A 17059-nucleotide genomic window follows, 5' to 3' on the forward strand; every position below is an offset into this window, starting at 1 on the left:
ATCCATGTTGACAACATTATATGGTTGCAGTGATAACAACTACTATGACATGAAGCCACCGACGCGTGCGCGCTATACTCCGCTTCCACCGGGGTTGCCGGATGTGGGAGATATCCATACTCATAAGGCGCCGTTGTATTGGTCTACCTATGAGTTTATGAAAATGTCGGAATGGGCAGGCAAAGAGCATGATGATTGCGTTTTCACGCTCGACCAATGGATTGAGGTGCTTGATTGGGTGAAAGAAGAGCTGTTGCCTTATGGCTACGACATGGTGTGCACCGATGGTTCGGGCTCTTTCAGAGCGCTTGACGGTTCCCCTTATATGACACATCAGACCTCGGTCGCTTTTAAAGATTTGGTAAAGGAGGCTCATGATAGAGGGTTGCGTGTGGGAATATACGACAATCCCATGTGGATACATTGTGATGACAACATATTGATTCCAGGTACTGATATTCCCGTCGGTACACTGCGATATAATCCGGAGACTGACTATGCGGAAACTACTAAACCCGATAAGCCCGGTCCGTCGGACGAACCTTTGGCGGTTATCACTCATCCTGGTGGTAAAGAGTGGATTGATGGCTTTTTCAAATACTATCATGATTTGGGAGTGGACATGATTCGCATGGATTTTTTAAGTCTGTATGAAGAGGGATGGTCACGTACTGACCGTATATTCTACGGTCCAGGTTTTGGACGTGTCAATTATGCTTGGTTTTTGGCTTATTGTGCTGAGGCTGCAAAAAAATACAATATCTTTCTATCATTGGTAATGCCGAATATGTATAATGATGCCGAGCTTGAAGGTCGTTATGGACACATGGCGCGAGTGGTCGACGACACTTATACTGGTGGGTGGTATTTTACATCGTCTTGTTGGCAAGGTAGTGTTTGGGATAATTGGCCTCATTGTAAAAATCAATTTGACGGATTTACATACTGGCATCGTGCCATGAGCCGCAGCAAACTTATTCCTGATGGCGATTTTACGCGCCTTAACACCTATGCTACTGATGCCGAGAAGGAATCTACCATCTCAATTCAGTTGCTTGCCGGCGGACCTATTGCTGTGAGCGATCAACCATCGACTATCGGTGACAATCTGCATTTTTATACTAATGAAGAGATGTTGGCACTTAACAAGGACCGTTTTCGCGGTCAACCTTTGGATTGCACAGTCAACAGTGTCGGTAGTAATATATGGTATGGTACTATGAGCAATGGTGACCATATTGTAGGTTTTTTCAATCGTGATGATGAGCCGCAAAGTTTTAATCTTGTTTTGTCACAAATTGGTTTTGAAGGAGAATATCATGTGCGGGATCTATGGCGTCACATTGACGAAGGCATTGCTTCCGAACTTCATCCTGTTGTGCCTGCTCATGGATGCAAAGTTGTGAAACTTACAAAATAAATATTCGGAAGGTGGCATCAAGAGATTACGAAATGTTGATGCCGCCTTCCTTTAGTTTTCGATAGGGTATATATAAATACAGTTTCTCTAAAAAATATAGTAATGATTAAATATCTGTTTATAATAGCTGCGTTTTCGGTTACATTGAATGTCAACGGAACAACTGTTATGCCATCATATACTGAGCCGGTCGACACAGCCAAGGTTGATGTTTCGGGCTGGCAGCTGAGCGGTAAGCCTCTCACACTGACGTGGGTGTCGAAAGATTTTCATTACCGCCAATTTGCAACACCGCCTACCTGTATGTCGGCAGATACTACCGTCACAGCATGGCGAGGCGAGCGTTTAGGAGTAGAGGCGTTAATCGTGTGCCGTGAAGAAACCGGTCCGATGCGTGTCAGTCTGTCGGATTTCATTGATGCCCGTGGACGTAAGGTAGCTATGCCGGGTTCGTCAGCCATGTTTATGCGCTATGTGCTGGCTGATGATGTCCGTGATTGCTCATATCAATCAAAAGAAACACCGGTTTTCACTTTGCCTGATATGATTGATTTGCCGGGTACATCCGTTGCAATCCCTGCCAAAAGTGTGCGTCCTATATGGTGTACCGTTGAGGTTCCGCGCAGTCTCACTCCCGGCAGATATGTTGCTACGCTTTCGCTTGAGTCGGAAAAAGGAGACAGACCTGTTGAGAAAATCAAACTTAACATAGATGTGCTCGACCGTACGCTGCCCAAGCCAAAGGATTATGCGTTTTATCTTGATTTGTGGCAACAGCCGTATGCCATATCTCGCTATTATGGTGTTAAACCATGGAGTGACCGGCATATCGAATTGCTCAAACCTTATGCCGAGTATATGGCACGGGGCGGTCAGAAAACGGTGACTACTGTGCTGTTCTATGAACCGTGGGGCGAGCAGAGCAATGACAAATTCGAGCCGATGGTAGAAACACTGCGCAATCCCGACGGCTCATGGAGCTTTGACTATACCATCTTCGACAAGTATGTCGAATTTATGGCCGATAACGGTATAGACCGACATATCGAATGTTTCACCATGATACCGTGGGAAATGAAATTTCGATATTTTGATAAGGCTTCCAGTGAATATCGTTTTCTTGATGCACCCTCGTCGTCTTCCCAATACAAGGAGTTGTGGAAGGCAACACTGAAGTCGTTGGAAAAACATCTCAAGGCAAAAGGGTGGTTTGAGAAATCAATTATATTCATGGATGAGCGGGGAGCTGACCAGATGCGTGATGCGGTGGCTGTGCTTCGTGAGGTTACGCCCGATTTCAAGATGGGGCTTGCGGGAGAGTATCATGAGGAGTTGGTTGACGAATTGTATAATTATACCCTTGGCAACCGTTGTTTCTTTTCTGCTTCAGAGCTTGAACGTCGTCGTCAGAAAGGGCTGGTTACTCTTATGTACACCTGCTGCACAACCCCCGAGCCAAGTCAGTTTACAAGCAATTCGCCGGCAGATGGGGCATATATTCCTGTTTATTGCACGGCGACGGGGTTTGACGGTTATTTACATTGGTCTTTTCAGAATTGGAACAATAATCCGATGGTCGATACGCGTTTCTTCAAGTTCGGTTCTGGCGATACGTTCTTCATCTATCCTGACGGACGTTCATCGGTTCGCTATGAACGTTTGGTCGAAGGAATTCAGCTTAGTGAAAAAATACGTTTGCTCCGTCAGGAAATGACGGCTGCTGATGATATTCGCGGGCTTTTGCGTCTTGAAGAGGCGCTTATACCTTTGCGTAGCGGTGCTTTTTCGGCTTGGTGTCCCACTTCGACTGTCGTTAACGAATTAACAGAAAGGGTTGCGGCTCTTTCTCGTGAATAATCTATTTTTATCATACAAATTTGTAACTTTATTCAATGAAAAAAGCTTGTTTTCTATTAGCCTTATTGACAGTCTGTCTGTCGGGCTTCTCACGTGAATATGTCCTGTTATCACCCGACGGAGCACTACGAGTGGTCATAAGTGATGAACTGGAATACACGGTCAGCTATGGTGGGAAAAAAATATATACGGGCGTAACCGCGTTAACTCTTGACAATGGTAAGACTCTTGCCAAGGCACGTTCACCCAAATTGAAGAGTGTTGATACATTGGTGTCGTCGCCGTTTTATCGCAATACATCGGTTGCTGATAAATATAATGGCATGACACTACATGTCGATAAGGACTGGACTGTAGAGTTCAGAGCCTATGATGACGGCATTGCCTACCACTGGGTATATGGTGGACGTAAGTCCGTCAATATCGTCGATGAAACAGTCAGATATACTTTTGCCGAAGATTTCGATACTTTCACACCTTATGTACGCGATTATTGGGATGGTGATTTCGAAAAGCAGTTTCACAATTCGTTTGAGAGTATCTATCAGGAATTACCCATATCACATTTGTCAGACACTCATTTGGCCTTCCTGCCGGTAGCTGTTGATGCTCGTGATGTGAAAATGCTGATTACCGAAAGTGATATTGCCGGCTATCCCGGACTTTATCTTCTCCATGATAAAGGTACAACGATCAAAGGTGTACATCCCCGTTGTCCAAAAAGCGAACATGCTGGAGGTTATCTTGGAATGCAATCTGTTGTGAGCGAGCGTGAAGATTATATTGCTGCCATAACAGGTGCACGTGGATTACCTTGGCGAATGGCTATTATCAGTCCTGATGATAAAGGACTGGCTGCAAGTCAGCTGACCTATCTTCTTGCATCACCTTCCCGGATTGCTGACATTTCGTGGATTAAACCGGGTAAAGCTGCCTGGGACTGGTGGAACTCATGGGATTTGACCGGTGTTGACTTCGAGGCTGGTGTAAATCAGAATACATATAAATATTACATTGATTTTGCTGCGAAAAATGGCATTGAATATGTCATATTGGACGATGGTTGGAGTGTACCCAACTGTGGTGATCTTTTTAGCGTCGTTCCGGAACTCGACTTGCCCGAACTTATCAGGTATGCCGAAGGCAAAGGGGTGGGCATTATTCTTTGGGCTATGTATCTGCCCTTTGAAAAAGATCTTGAAAAGGTGTGCCGGCATTATTCAAGAATGGGAGTCAAGGGCTTTAAAATTGACTTTTTCGATCGCAATGATCAGAAAATGACTGCATTTTTGGATCATGCCGCCGAGGTAGCAGCACGCTATCATCTTATACTTGATTATCACGGTACTTACATGCCTGCAGGCATCAACCGGAAGTGGCCTAACGTTCTCAATACAGAGGGCGTGTCGGGACAGGAAGTGATGCGGGCAGTCACGCGTGAACGCGATCAGATGCGGTATGATGTCCTTATTCCTTTTATCCGTCAGGCAGGTGGTCCCATGGATTATACTCAAGGTGCCATGCGTAATTCTACCTATCAAGATTTTGTACCTGTCGAAAGACATGCCGGTAGTCAGGGTACTCGCTGCCACCAGCTTGCGCTTTATGCTATTTTCGATTCTCCTCTCAATATGTTATGTGACACACCGATAAATTATGAGCGTGAACAGGAATGTACGGACTATATCGCTGCCATTCCCACCGTATGGGATGAAACTGTTGTTCTTGATGGTGAATTGGGCGAATATATTGTCACTGCACGGCGTAAGGGTGATGACTGGTTTATAGGCGGAATTACTAATTGGACACCGCGCGACATTACAATCGATTTGTCGTTCTTGCATGTGGAAGATTACGTGGGCGACTGGTATATTGATGGATGTAATGCTCATCGTAATGCTACCGATTATAAACGCGTGAAGGAAGACATCACGGCTAAAAAGACCATACATCTTGCTCCCGGTGGTGGTTTTGCTGTAAGAATCACTAAAAAATAATCTGTGATATGAGAATCTTTATTATACTATTGGTGACAGTTGCAAGCGCATTTAGTGCGTGGGGTTCAGTTCCTCGGGTGATTGATATAGACAGTCCGTTTATGAAAGTCTTTTTACCACCTGGAGATTTGTCTACGGGTAGAGCTATTGTGTGTTGTCCTGGCGGTGGCTATAGCGATGTGGCTATCGGTCACGAAGGCTACGACTGGGCTCCGTTTTTTAACAATCTTGGATTGACTTTCGTGGTTCTACAATATCATTTGCCTGCCGGTGATCTCACCAAACCGCTCGGTGATGTAGAGAAAGCTTTTAAAGTGCTTACTGATAGTGCAGCGGTGTGGGGCATTGATCCCGAACAGATAGGCGTGATGGGCTCATCAGCTGGAGGACATTTGGCTTCGGTTGTGGCAACACATCCAACTGCCGCGTGTCGTCCGTCATTCCAACTGCTGTTTTATCCCGTAGTGTCACTTGATAAATGTATAACTCATGCAGGTACTCGTAATGAGTTTTTAGGCTCTTGTGACAGTGATGAACTCGCAGCTGAATATTCGGCCGAGAATAAGGTGAAGGCAGACACTCCCCGCGCTTTTATCGTACATTGTGGTGATGACGATGTTGTACATCCTCAGAATTCTATACGTTATTATTCGGCTCTGCAACGCCATGGGGTACCTGCAACGTTGGTAATGTTTCCCGACGGACGCCATGGTTGGGGATATAGAGGTTGGTTCCCTCATCATGATGAGCTTCTTGGTTTGATAGTTGCATGGCTTAAATCATTTTAATGAGAGGACTTGTTATTCTACGGTAAGAACGAATTTGATGGCATAATAATGAGAGACGAAAAGTATGCACATAATGATAAATACTTATTGTCGGCGCTTTGCAAAGGTGATCGTGAGGCTTTCGACTGTATTTTCCGTAAATATTATGTCGATGTGGTAATGTTTTGTGGTCGGTTTATGAATAGAATTGAGGACAGTGAGGATATCGCACAGTCTATATTTCTGCATATATGGGATATGCGTGAGGTATTGCCAGTCATAACTAACTTCAAATCATACTTGCTGAAGAGTGCTCAGAATATGTGTATCAATGAGTTGCATCGTCGTGAAAAAGAGCGTCGATATAGTTCGGAACAGCTCGTGAGGATACAGCCTTATGTCTTGGGCGAAGATATAAATAAGATGCTGTTTTACAGTGAACTGAAGAAACTCATAGCTTCAGCCGAAGCAAGTCTGAACAAAAAAGAATGGGATGTCTGGCGTCTGAGTCGGCATGAGGGACTTAAATATTCTGAAATTGCCGCCATTTTAGGCATATCAGTGCGTGCTGTAGAAGATCGCATGCAACGTGCCAAACGGCATTTTCTTAAAATATTAGACCAATATTGGGCTATTGCAACATTATTTCTAACTTTTTTACAGACATGAATAATACCCGGAAAAATGCAGAACTATCGTCACAAATGGATAGTCTGATTGAGAAGGTTCTTAGTGGAGATGCCAACATCTGCGAAGTTTCACTGGTTGAAGAGTGGATGGGGGCTGATGATGCTAACCGCCGTTTTTTTGAACAAAAACGTGCCATACACGAAGTGATTGATCCCCCGTTCGATGCTGTTGATGTTGATACGGAAAGAGCTCTTAGGCATGTACACTGGAAGATGAAGTTGCGCAATATCAGACGCATGTCATTGGCTAAAGTTGCGGTATTAGTGCTTCCTCTATGTGTAGCGGCTGTCTGGGCTGTGGTGGCCGGGACGGATACTGCTTCCGAGCATATGATATGTCTGACCACACCTTATGGTGCTAAGATCGAGTCGCAACTGCCTGATGGCTCTCGTGTATGGCTTAATTCTAATAGTAGGTTGGAATATCCGGCAGTGTTTGATGATGATAAGCGGCATGTGACGCTTGTTGGTGAAGGATATTTTGAGGTTCATGCCGATAAGGAGCATCCTTTTATAGTCACAGTTGGTGAAACAGATGTTCATGCTACCGGTACAGCATTTAATATTAATGCATATACGAACGATTCGGTGAATGTGATGCTTATTTCGGGACATGTTGATGTCATGACAGGCGGGGAAGATCGTGTTACGCTGTTGCCTAATGATAATCTGTGTATTAATAGTTCGGGAATCAGTATCACTCATCATGCCGATATTGAGAAATGTTGTGGTTGGAAAGACGGTCGGATATTGTTCGATAATGACAACCTGTCTACGGTATTGGCAAGATTGTCGCAGATTTATCCTGTCGACTTTGTTATCGCAGATTCTACACTCTTCAATACGCGTTATCATGCTACTTTTACCAGTGAAGGGCTTTATGATATACTGCATTTACTTGAAATCGCTATTCCGATGCGTTGTGTCCGTAGACAAGGCATTGATTCGAGTTCTCGCACTGTAATTGACGTATATTCTGCCCATAAATAATGGGGAACTAACTAAATAATTAAATGATGAAAAATACATTAATGATACTTTTTTTGTTTGTCGGATTGTTTATTTCCAATAGTGTCGCTTCTCGTGAGATTGTGCAGTATGCCCGGTGGCTTGACACATCCGGTAATCCGATCAATGCTCATGGTGGGGGGATTCTGTATCATGGTGGCAGATATTACTGGTATGGAGAATACAAGAATGGACCTACTTATTTACCCAAAGGATCGTGGGACGGTTATCGTACTGATGTGATCGGGGTGTCATGTTATTCTTCGCCCGATATGGTCGATTGGACATTTGAAGGGATAGTTCTGAATGCCGTTTCTTGTGATTCTTCTCACGATTTACACCCAAGCAAAGTGCTGGAACGTCCGAAAGTTGTACATAACGCCCGAACTGGTAAATACGTGATGTGGTTTCATGTCGACAGTGATGATTACAGTATGGCTGCGGCAGGTATTGCTGTGAGTGATTCGCCTACAGGGCCTTTTAAGTATCTTGGGGCATTGAGACCCAACAATGCGATGAGCCGGGATCAAACACTGTTTGTTGACGAAGACGGACGCGCTTATCAGTTTGCTTCGTCGGAAGACAACCGTACACTTTATATCAATGAACTTACCGATGATTACTTGCGTCCTACGGGGAGGTATACACGTAACTTTATTGATAAACTGCGTGAGGCCCCGGCTGTTTTCAGACATGGTTCAAAGTATTATATGCTTACGTCGGGTTGTACAGGTTGGAACCCTAATGAGGCGGAACTTGCAATGGCTGATTCCATTATGGGACCGTGGAAAATCATAGGCAATCCATGTACAGGTCCGGAGGCTGATAAGACATTTTATGCACAGAGTACTTATGTACAGCCAGTCTATGGGAAAAAAGACCTTTATATAGCCATGTTCGATCGTTGGAATAAAACTGATTTGGGTGATTCGCGTTATGTGTGGTTGCCGATTTCATTTGATAACGGTAAAGTCACTATACCTTGGCGTAAAAAATGGGATATTGACGAGTATGAAGACATTGTTTCGTATCCGTACGAAGACGTTATAGATATTTCCGGTGACGGTTGGCAGGCAGTCATTGATAAACGAGGTGGTTTTCTTAGAGCATATACACAGGGTGACACTGTGCCATTTCGTAACGACTCTTTGAGAGGACCTGCGTGGGAAGGAGTGGATATGATGCCGTCGGATATGGATTCACTTTCTTTTTACGGTCAGAAAGATGGTATTATGTATACGATGAAATATATACCGTATACCGACCATTTGGCAATAGAGTGTGGTATGGTGAATGCAACCGATACGGTTTTTGCTCCTGAGAGGGCAAGTCTTGTTATTGGCATTGATTCCGAGATGCATTCGTTTCCCCAGTGGAACGACCGATATTTTCCTACGCTATTGCGGTGCGAACGAGACTTCGCTTGGGGGTATTTTATGTCCCCCCTTGGAAGAATCGTGGCGGTAGGTGTCGAAGAACCGGTGGCATCATACTCTTTGAATTATATTTACCGTGATGTGAAAGAATGGGTGTGGGGACATCAGATTTTCACTGCAAGTTGGGACATGCTTCATTGCGGCCCGCTCCCGGCCAGACATCCCGTTGATGAGGATCGATTGCTTCCGGGCGAATATAAAAAATGGACAATGCATATCGGGAGCGTGGATAAGATTGATGAGGTCAAACCTGCTCTTGCACGCTGGTTGTCATCGCCATTAATAGAACTTGATAAATATACAGTTACAAATACTGAGCCTAATAGGATGTGGGTATATTCCGACCAACCTTTGGTCAGTATTGTCTGTACAGATGGAGATGGTCAGTCGCGAAAACTGAAATTCAAGTACGATACATCGGGAGTTTACAAAACAACACTTCCTGTTTTCCGTAAGCAAGGGCAGTATAAAATAGAAGCGGTCAATGCTTTGGGTAAGCAATCTGAAGGTATTTTTTATATTCGTGACGATTGGTCGCGTTATCTTTGTCAAGCACGTGATATGGTGTCCCGACACCCGCCTCTGATGGGAAACTCATGTGAAATGTTCTATGGATACTATCCTGCTTTTTTGGCATCACATCATTACCCCATGTTAAGTGATTCCATCCTTGAAAACCGTTTTGCCAAAGCTGTCAGCCTGCTTGTGGATACCGTAACCGGTTTTCCGGCGAGATGTGCCAATCCTGACAGGGTGCAGAATTTTTCATCGGTTATGGGGATATTGGTCGATCTTTATGAAGCTACAGGGCGTGAACATTATCTTACTATCGCATCACGTGTGGGGGACTATTTGGCTGGTGATAAAGTTCAAGCTGCCGATGGCTCTTATCGTTCGCATGGAATTCATTACACGGCCGTCATCTATCCTGCTAAATCAATGCTTGAACTTGCCGATGCTGAAAAGAACCGATTCGTTGTAACAGCCGATTCGGTTTGGCTTTCAAAGGCCATACGACATCGTACTTCTGCCATGAAAGCTATTGATGATTTGGCCGAACGACGAGACAACATAGAGACCGAGGGCGATATGACATTCGAAGACGGTATGATAAGTTGTTCGGCATTGCAGTTGGCTTTGGGGGCACTCTATTCAGATCATAAATCTACTCGCGAGAAGTATTTCAACGCAGCAGAATACATGCTTGAGCGACACTGCTGTCTTGAGCAGAACCTCATACCCGATGCTCGTATGCGAGGTGCTACATTGCGTTATTGGGAGGCACTCGACATTTATTTTACTCCCAATCAAGCAATGAATTCACCTCATGGATGGACTGCCTGGAAAATATATGCTGTCTATTATATGTATCTGCTTACAGGTAATATGAAATACATGAGAGAACTTAATGATACTTTAGGGGCATGTGTGCAGCTGATGTCTCCCGACGGACATCTTCGTTGGGGATTCATTCCTGACCCGTATATCAATGGCCGTGTATGTATGCCAGCTTCCGGTGCTAAGGGTAATTTTGAATATACTGACTCAATTATCGGCGAGCAATACCTTGATATGATAAGTCCATGGATGCGTTCTGACGACGAGTATCGGTTGCACGATTTCGGTGAGACGGGCGGTGCCGGTGATCACACTGTTTACGAAATTTTTAAAGCCCTCGAAGAAACAGCAATATCCACAGCTTATATTCGGATTGATGACAATAATAAAATCACGGCTGTTAATTGTAAGGTTAAACTTAAAAGTAATAAATTACAGATTGAAACAGACAGGCACATTAAAAGGATACACATTCAAACCAATATTCCTCTTAAAGCTTCTCTGAACAATACTCATATGAGAGAGCTCTCGTCAGGTCCTAATCTGATTTTTGTTGCGTAAGTCTTAATTATGTTAATTTATACATTGATATTATCTCATTGAAACCATTGAAAAACTGACATTAACCTGTAATAGAAAACAGATGAAACACTACATCAAATACCCGTTGTTAGCATTATTATTGTTCTTATTTCCTTTCTCGGTTGCAAGGGGACAGGCATATCCTTATAAGAATGCCTCTCTGCCCACTGGCGAAAGAGTGGAAGACCTGTTGCGCCGGATGACGCTCGAAGAGAAAATAGCCCAAATCCGCCATATACATTCTTGGAATATATTCGACGGACAGACGTTGGACGAAAAGAAGCTCTCCGCCTTTGCTGGGAATATCGGCTGGGGATTTGTAGAAGGTTTCCCGTTGACAGGGGAGAATTGCAGCAAGAATATGCGGCTCATACAGAAGTATATGATAGAGCACACCCGGCTGGGAATTCCTGTATTTACCGTAGCGGAGTCCCTGCATGGTTCCGCCCACGAAGGTTCCACTATATATCCTCAGAATATAGCGTTGGGAAGTACCTTCAACCCGACGCTGGCTTATCAGAAGGCAGCCTCTACATCGCGTGACCTTCATGCGCAGGGGATGCGTCAGGTATTGGCTCCCTGCATTGATGTAGTCCGCGATTTGCGTTGGGGACGGGTGGAAGAATCCTATGGGGAAGACCCTTTCCTTTGCGGGGTATTCGCTTGTGCGGAGACAAGCGGTTATTTGGATAATGGCATTTCTCCGATGCTGAAGCATTTCGGCCCTCATGGCAATCCGTTGGGCGGGCTGAACCTCGCGTCCGTAGAATGTGGGGTGAGAGACTTGCACGATGTATATCTGAAACCGTTTGAAATGGTAGTTACCCGGTTGCCTGTCATGGCTGTGATGTCCACTTACAACTCCTGGAACCGTGTCCCCAACTCCGCTTCTCGCTATCTGCTGACCGATATTCTGCGGAAGCAATGGGGCTTTAAGGGATATGTCTATTCCGACTGGGGCGCGATTGAGATGTTGCAGAACTTTCATCATACAGCCGACAGTCCGGCAGAGTGCGCTGTGCAGTCCATCAGTGCGGGACTGGACGTAGAGGCTTCCAGCGAATGTTATCCCTATCTGAAAGAACTGGTTGAAAAGGGGCAGATGGATATAAAGGTGATTGATGAGGCAGTACGCCGGGTGCTTACTGCCAAGTTTGCGGCAGGCTTGTTTGAAGACCCGTATGGAGAGAAGTTCGGCAAACAGGAAATGCATGATGCGGAAAGCGTCGCCTTGTCCCGTAAGATAGCGGATGAGTCTACCGTATTGCTGAAAAACGAAAACGGATTATTGCCGTTGAATCTCGACCGGATTCGTTCGATTGCAGTCATCGGGCCGAATGCCGCACAGGTGCAGTTCGGTGATTACACATGGAGCCGGGACAATAAGGATGGCGTCACCCCGTTGGAAGGGATAAAGCGGCTGGTGGGCGACAAGGCTACCGTCCGTTATGCCCGTGGATGCAGTATGATGTCCAAAGATACTTCGGCTATTTCCGAAGCGGTGGAGATTGCTTCTCGAAGTGATGTAGCCCTGCTCTTCTGCGGCAGTTCCAGTGCATCGTTGGCGCGTGATTATAACCAGGTGAACTGTGGAGAAGGCTTTGACCTGCACGACCTTCAACTGACGGGAGCGCAGAGCGAGCTTATCCGTGCGGTCTACGAAACAGGAAAACCGGTAGTGTTGGTACTTGTAGCCGGCAAACCCTTTTGTATCCCCTGGGAAAAAGAACATATTCCAGCCATTCTTGCACAATGGTATGCAGGAGAACAGGCGGGCAACTCCATAGCCGATATTCTTTTCGGGAAAGTGAATCCGTCGGGAAAACTGGTTTTCTCCTTTCCCCAGAGCGTAGGGCATCTGCCGGCTTATTACAACCATTTGCCTTCCGACAAAGGCTTTTATAAGAAGCCGGGCAGTTATGAAGCCCCCGGCAGGGATTATGTCTTTTCGTCTCCCGCATCTTTGTGGACGTTCGGACATGGATTGAGTTATACCACTTTTGCTTTGGAGAAGATGACGGCCGCTTTGGAACATGATTCCATCCGCGTAAAGGCACAAATCCGGAATACAGGAAAAAGAACAGGGAAAGAAGTTATTCAACTTTATGTGCGCGACCAAGTAAGTTCGGTTGTGACCCCCATAAAACAACTGCGCGCATTTATGAAAGTTGAATTGCAACCGGGAGAGACTAGGGAAGTCGTTCTCAGCTTCCCGGTTGCCGAACTTTCCCTTACCTTGGAAGACGGTAGGAGACTGATAGAACCCGGTGCGTTTGAACTGCAATTGGGAACCGCTTCCGACCGCATCTTGCTAAAGCAGACTATTCATATCGGAGCGAACGGACAGCTTGTTGGAGTAGACGGACAACCCGTTTCCGTCGCGGACAATCTTCCGGCATCTTCCATAACCAAATCCGCGTCAGCCGGAAAAGAGATAACCGTAAGCGGCACTGTCAGAGATGTGCAGGCTACATTGATAGACGGTGTTTCCATTCATTCAAAAACTTCCGGACGTGAATTGGGACGAACCGATTCAAAAGGGAGATACAAGGTACGTGTATCCGCAAGCGACATTCTGGTCTTTGAAAAGAAAGGATACCTGAAACTGGAAGTACCCGTGAATAACCATACTTCCCTGAACGTGAAAATGACTTATGGTGAGAATAATATGTAATATCGAATAAAGATGAGAAAACTTTTATTAAATAGCTGCTTAGTGGCGGTACTTTGCGTGTTGTCATTAGAAGTGTCCGCAATGAATAGATCTGACAGCTTTCATGCTATCCTGTCGGATAAACGGGGGCTTATCAGTGAAGCGGATGCCGTCCGGTTGAAAGAATTTGCCGATTATAGAAAGCTGGTATTTGCTTCGGACAAGATAAAACACGGAATGGGCCTATGGTGTGCCGTTCCACAAAACAACTGGATTTATTGCACAGAAACCTTCTTAATCTTTTATTTCAATCATTTTTAAACAGGAACTAAATATGAGAAATATCATGAAACATCTTTTGTACACTGCATCATCTTTGATATTAATTGCATTAGGTAGTTGCAGTCATTCTAAAAACATAATTTTCAGAGCCGATACTCAAACAGGGGCGTTGAACGGACTTTATATGGCAAATGATACCTCAATAAACTGGATCCTTTGTGCTGATGGGACTCAATATGAATGGGTGGACTCTCGATGCGGATGGGGATTGGGGCATTTCTGGATAAATGGTACCAAATATTTTTGGAGTACTCCGAAGGAAAAAGATAGTACGGCTAATCGGATGACTGTGAAATATCAAGTAGAGAACATTGAAATAACCGTAGTCCGAACATGGAACGAAGACGGGAATTTAGTCGAATCTTATGAATTTGCCAATACAGGAAAGGAAAATGCAAGCTTGCAGGAGATAGCTATCAATACACCTTTTAATGATAATTATCCGGATGCCAGAACTTGTTATAACGCTCGTTGCAATGCTCATATATGGACAGGTGGAAATGATGCATATGTCTATTGCACACGGATGAGTGGAGCACCGGGTGGACTAGGCCTGATTTTGCAGAAAGGAGCTGTTGAAGGCTATGAAATAAGCGAACGGTCAGAGAAAACCGGCGGTTCCAACTTTCGCGGTGTTTTTCAGCTTAATCCGGAAAACAAGATTCTGAAACCAGGAGAATGCTATACTATACAATGGCTGCTTCTGTCTGCTGATAATTGGAATGATTTTCAGACAAAAGCTATTGGAAATGGTCTGATTATAGCTACAGCAAATCGCTATGTAGTCGAAGAAGGTGAAGAAGTGACTGTTTCATTTAAAAGTAATTTCCCTTCATTGAAAGGTAAACTGTTGCTTAATAACAAAGAAGTGGCAGAAGTGAATGGTGACAATATAAATTACACTACCACGTTAAATGCCCCCGGAGAGCAGATTTTTACATTGTCGTATGATGATGGGAAAAAGACTTCGGTAGAATGTCTTACTGTTAGCAATTTTGATAGTTTAATAAACCGTCGTTGTCGCTTTATTGCTGAACATCAGCAATTCATTAAGTCGGGTGATCCTAGAAACGGTGCTTTCATTGTTTATGATAATGATACCGAGTCTCTTTATATCAATGGAGAGAGTGGTCAGGAGCGAGCTGATTGTGATGAGGCGAGAGAAAGAGTGGCTATGGGGATTCTTCTAGCTTTGCAGTATCAATACACTTCCGACAAAAAAGTGAAGGATGCTTTGAATAGCTATGTATCATTTGTTCGCCGTATTCAAAGAGCGGATTATACCACTAATTCTACCGTGGACTTCCAAAGCTATAATCGTGGATACAACTATCCGTGGGTTGCCGATTTTTGGTTTACCATGTTTCGTGCGACGGGTGACAGACAGTATCTGAAAGATGGATATGGTACATTGCGCGCATTAGTCCGTTATTTTAATCATGATTTTTATTGTATTGGTGTCCCCACTTACGGATATACTCTTCTGAAAGATAATAATTTTACAGCCGAAGCAGACACCTTACTGAATGATTTTAAATTGATGGCGGATGTATTCTATGAGAATGGTCCCAATTATCCGACTTTCGAAGTAAATTATGAGCAGAGTATTGTAGGACCATCCATTATACATTTGCTGAATGTATATATGCTCACTGGGAATAAAAGATATCTGAAAGGAGCCGAAAGTCAACTTCCTTTATTAGAATCATTTGGAGGAAAACAGCCTAGTTTCCACCTTAATGATATCGCTATCCGTCATTGGGATGGTTATTGGTTTGGGAAAGATCAGATTTGGGGAGATACTTTCCCTCATTATTGGAGTACCTTGTCAGGCATTGCTTTTCGTCTTTATGCAAAAGCCACAGGAAAACAGGAATATGCAGAGCGGGCTTTAAATATTTTCCGAAATAATTTCTGCCTGTTTTCCGAAGATGGAAGAGGAAGTTGTGCTTTTATTTATCCGAATAAAGTAAACGGGCAAAAAGCCCACTTTTATGATCCGTTTGCCAATGACCAAGATTGGGCAATGGTGCATTGGTTAAAGTATGGACCGAATTTTGAGTAATACAGATAACAATATAACGTCAGTTCGATAGAAGTTTGAGTTGCTCAATTCCCCTCTTTTTTGAAAAGAGGGGAAACCATGGTGTCTAATATCTTGTAGCATATGAATATGGCATTTTATAAATATCCCTTTTTCTCATATTTTCAAATATACCACTGTCTTGCCACCGCCATATTTCCGGATAATTCCCTCTTCCTGATACTCTTTGAGTAATTCGATAGCCTTGTTCCGGCTGATTCCTGTTAATCTCATGAAATCGGAGCGGGTGATGCAACCTTGTTCGTTTATATGTTGTATCAATCGTGTACGGCATTCATTTTCGGTAAGATTATTATTAGACCGATAAGGTGATTCCATACGTTCCAGTTGTAAAGGCTCCAGACTTTCGCGGAACTTTTTGTTGATACGTAAGTTTACCTTATTTAAATGGATAGAAGGAGAACGGATTTCCTTTTTCTCCATTACCGGACGTTCACATTTCAGTGATAAGGAGAAATGTCCTAGTTCACCAACTTCTACTGTCCAACCTTGGGAGAGCCAATGTTGCAGTTCATTCGTGACTGCTTGCAGACAGCCTTCTATGGTTGCCTCGCTGAACCCGTTTGCTTTTGATACCATTTCGACAAACTTCTTGGCGTCGATGGTTCCTGAGGGAATGACCCGCGCGTAAAGTGGTTGCTGTTCATCGTGTTTTTGCGGATTTCCGCTTGTGTATAAATCGTAATAGACGCTCATAGCTACATTTGTTCTTTTTTGTTCTATAAATAATTCTTCTTTCTTCATAGACGAATTCGTCCGCCTATAGTCATACGAAAATTCGCCTATAGGTAATCTTGCGTTTGCCTATAGGCGGACGAAAGGTCGCCTATAGCCGGACGGATTAGTTTATGCACTCAAAGTTATTA

10 protein-coding genes and 1 pseudogene are annotated in these 17059 nt (G+C 44.2%); 10 read left to right on the plus strand and 1 reads right to left on the minus strand.

Annotated features, from left to right (window positions below):
* The first annotated feature begins 4 nt into the window (after positions 1 to 4).
* The 10 genes and pseudogenes from CLIN57ABFB40_RS17840 to CLIN57ABFB40_RS17885 all read left to right on the plus strand — a co-directional run bounded on the left by CLIN57ABFB40_RS17840 (position 5) and on the right by CLIN57ABFB40_RS17885 (position 16154).
* Positions 5 to 1420, plus strand: a complete 1416-nt coding sequence (locus CLIN57ABFB40_RS17840; RefSeq protein ID WP_136013600.1) for an alpha-galactosidase — start codon at positions 5 to 7, stop codon at positions 1418 to 1420.
* A 102-nt stretch (positions 1421 to 1522) separates the two neighbouring features.
* Complete coding sequence (locus tag CLIN57ABFB40_RS17845) at positions 1523 to 3277, plus strand: DUF4091 domain-containing protein (RefSeq protein ID WP_175631345.1); 1755 nt, start codon at positions 1523 to 1525, stop codon at positions 3275 to 3277.
* 35 nt (positions 3278 to 3312) lie between these two features.
* Positions 3313 to 5274 carry a glycoside hydrolase family 97 protein gene (locus tag CLIN57ABFB40_RS17850; protein WP_136013602.1) on the plus strand — a complete coding sequence of 654 codons (1962 nt, stop codon included), beginning with the start codon at positions 3313 to 3315 and terminating at the stop codon, positions 5272 to 5274.
* Between the two features lie 101 nt (positions 5275 to 5375).
* The gene (locus CLIN57ABFB40_RS17855; protein WP_308282030.1) at positions 5376 to 6062 is read left to right on the plus strand and encodes an alpha/beta hydrolase; all 687 of its coding nucleotides are present in this window, start codon (positions 5376 to 5378) and stop codon (positions 6060 to 6062) included.
* Positions 6063 to 6110: 48 nt separating this feature from the next.
* Complete coding sequence (locus tag CLIN57ABFB40_RS17860; RefSeq protein WP_175631346.1) at positions 6111 to 6710, plus strand: sigma-70 family RNA polymerase sigma factor; 600 nt, start codon at positions 6111 to 6113, stop codon at positions 6708 to 6710.
* A complete protein-coding gene (locus CLIN57ABFB40_RS17865) occupies positions 6707 to 7720 on the plus strand; it encodes a FecR family protein (RefSeq protein ID WP_175631347.1) in 1014 nt (337 codons plus the stop codon). The genes CLIN57ABFB40_RS17860 and CLIN57ABFB40_RS17865 overlap by 4 nt, the downstream gene beginning before the upstream one ends.
* A gap of 23 nt (positions 7721 to 7743) precedes the next feature.
* Positions 7744 to 8754, plus strand: a pseudogene (locus CLIN57ABFB40_RS20405) (glycoside hydrolase family 43 protein); the annotation flags it as partial.
* Positions 8755 to 11155: 2401 nt separating this feature from the next.
* On the plus strand, positions 11156 to 13768 hold the full coding sequence (locus tag CLIN57ABFB40_RS17875) for a glycoside hydrolase family 3 N-terminal domain-containing protein (protein ID WP_175631348.1): 2613 nt from the start codon (positions 11156 to 11158) through the stop codon (positions 13766 to 13768).
* A gap of 81 nt (positions 13769 to 13849) precedes the next feature.
* Positions 13850 to 14068, plus strand: coding sequence for a hypothetical protein (locus CLIN57ABFB40_RS17880; protein ID WP_175631349.1), 219 nt, complete (start codon positions 13850 to 13852; stop codon positions 14066 to 14068).
* A gap of 13 nt (positions 14069 to 14081) precedes the next feature.
* Entirely contained in the window at positions 14082 to 16154 is a 2073-nt protein-coding gene (locus CLIN57ABFB40_RS17885; protein WP_175631350.1) for a MarR family transcriptional regulator, read from the plus strand.
* A 135-nt stretch (positions 16155 to 16289) separates the two neighbouring features.
* Here CLIN57ABFB40_RS17885 and CLIN57ABFB40_RS17890 read toward each other — a convergent pair whose 3' ends face one another.
* Positions 16290 to 16889: a DNA-binding protein gene (locus CLIN57ABFB40_RS17890; protein WP_136013628.1), complete on the minus strand. Its 600-nt coding sequence runs from the start codon at positions 16887 to 16889 to the stop codon at positions 16290 to 16292.
* Between the last annotated feature and the right edge of the window lie 170 nt (positions 16890 to 17059).

The organism is Bacteroides acidifaciens (assembly GCF_903181435.1).
In the GTDB taxonomy this organism is placed as follows: domain Bacteria; phylum Bacteroidota; class Bacteroidia; order Bacteroidales; family Bacteroidaceae; genus Bacteroides.

What these genes read in the sequence shown, in the direction of transcription:
- CLIN57ABFB40_RS17860 (WP_175631346.1), top strand. Translation starts at nt 6,111, where the DNA reads ATGAGAGACGAAAAGTATGCACATAATGATAAATACTTATTGTCGGCG.
- CLIN57ABFB40_RS17845 (WP_175631345.1), top strand. Translation starts at nt 1,523, where the DNA reads ATGATTAAATATCTGTTTATAATAGCTGCGTTTTCGGTTACATTGAAT.
- CLIN57ABFB40_RS17885 (WP_175631350.1), top strand. Translation starts at nt 14,082, where the DNA reads ATGAGAAATATCATGAAACATCTTTTGTACACTGCATCATCTTTGATA.
- CLIN57ABFB40_RS17865 (WP_175631347.1), top strand. Translation starts at nt 6,707, where the DNA reads ATGAATAATACCCGGAAAAATGCAGAACTATCGTCACAAATGGATAGT.
- CLIN57ABFB40_RS17855 (WP_308282030.1), top strand. Translation starts at nt 5,376, where the DNA reads ATGAAAGTCTTTTTACCACCTGGAGATTTGTCTACGGGTAGAGCTATT.
- CLIN57ABFB40_RS17880 (WP_175631349.1), top strand. Translation starts at nt 13,850, where the DNA reads ATGAATAGATCTGACAGCTTTCATGCTATCCTGTCGGATAAACGGGGG.
- CLIN57ABFB40_RS17840 (WP_136013600.1), top strand. Translation starts at nt 5, where the DNA reads ATGTTGACAACATTATATGGTTGCAGTGATAACAACTACTATGACATG.
- CLIN57ABFB40_RS17850 (WP_136013602.1), top strand. Translation starts at nt 3,313, where the DNA reads ATGAAAAAAGCTTGTTTTCTATTAGCCTTATTGACAGTCTGTCTGTCG.
- CLIN57ABFB40_RS17875 (WP_175631348.1), top strand. Translation starts at nt 11,156, where the DNA reads ATGAAACACTACATCAAATACCCGTTGTTAGCATTATTATTGTTCTTA.
- CLIN57ABFB40_RS17890 (WP_136013628.1), bottom strand. Translation starts at nt 16,889, where the DNA reads ATGAGCGTCTATTACGATTTATACACAAGCGGAAATCCGCAAAAACAC.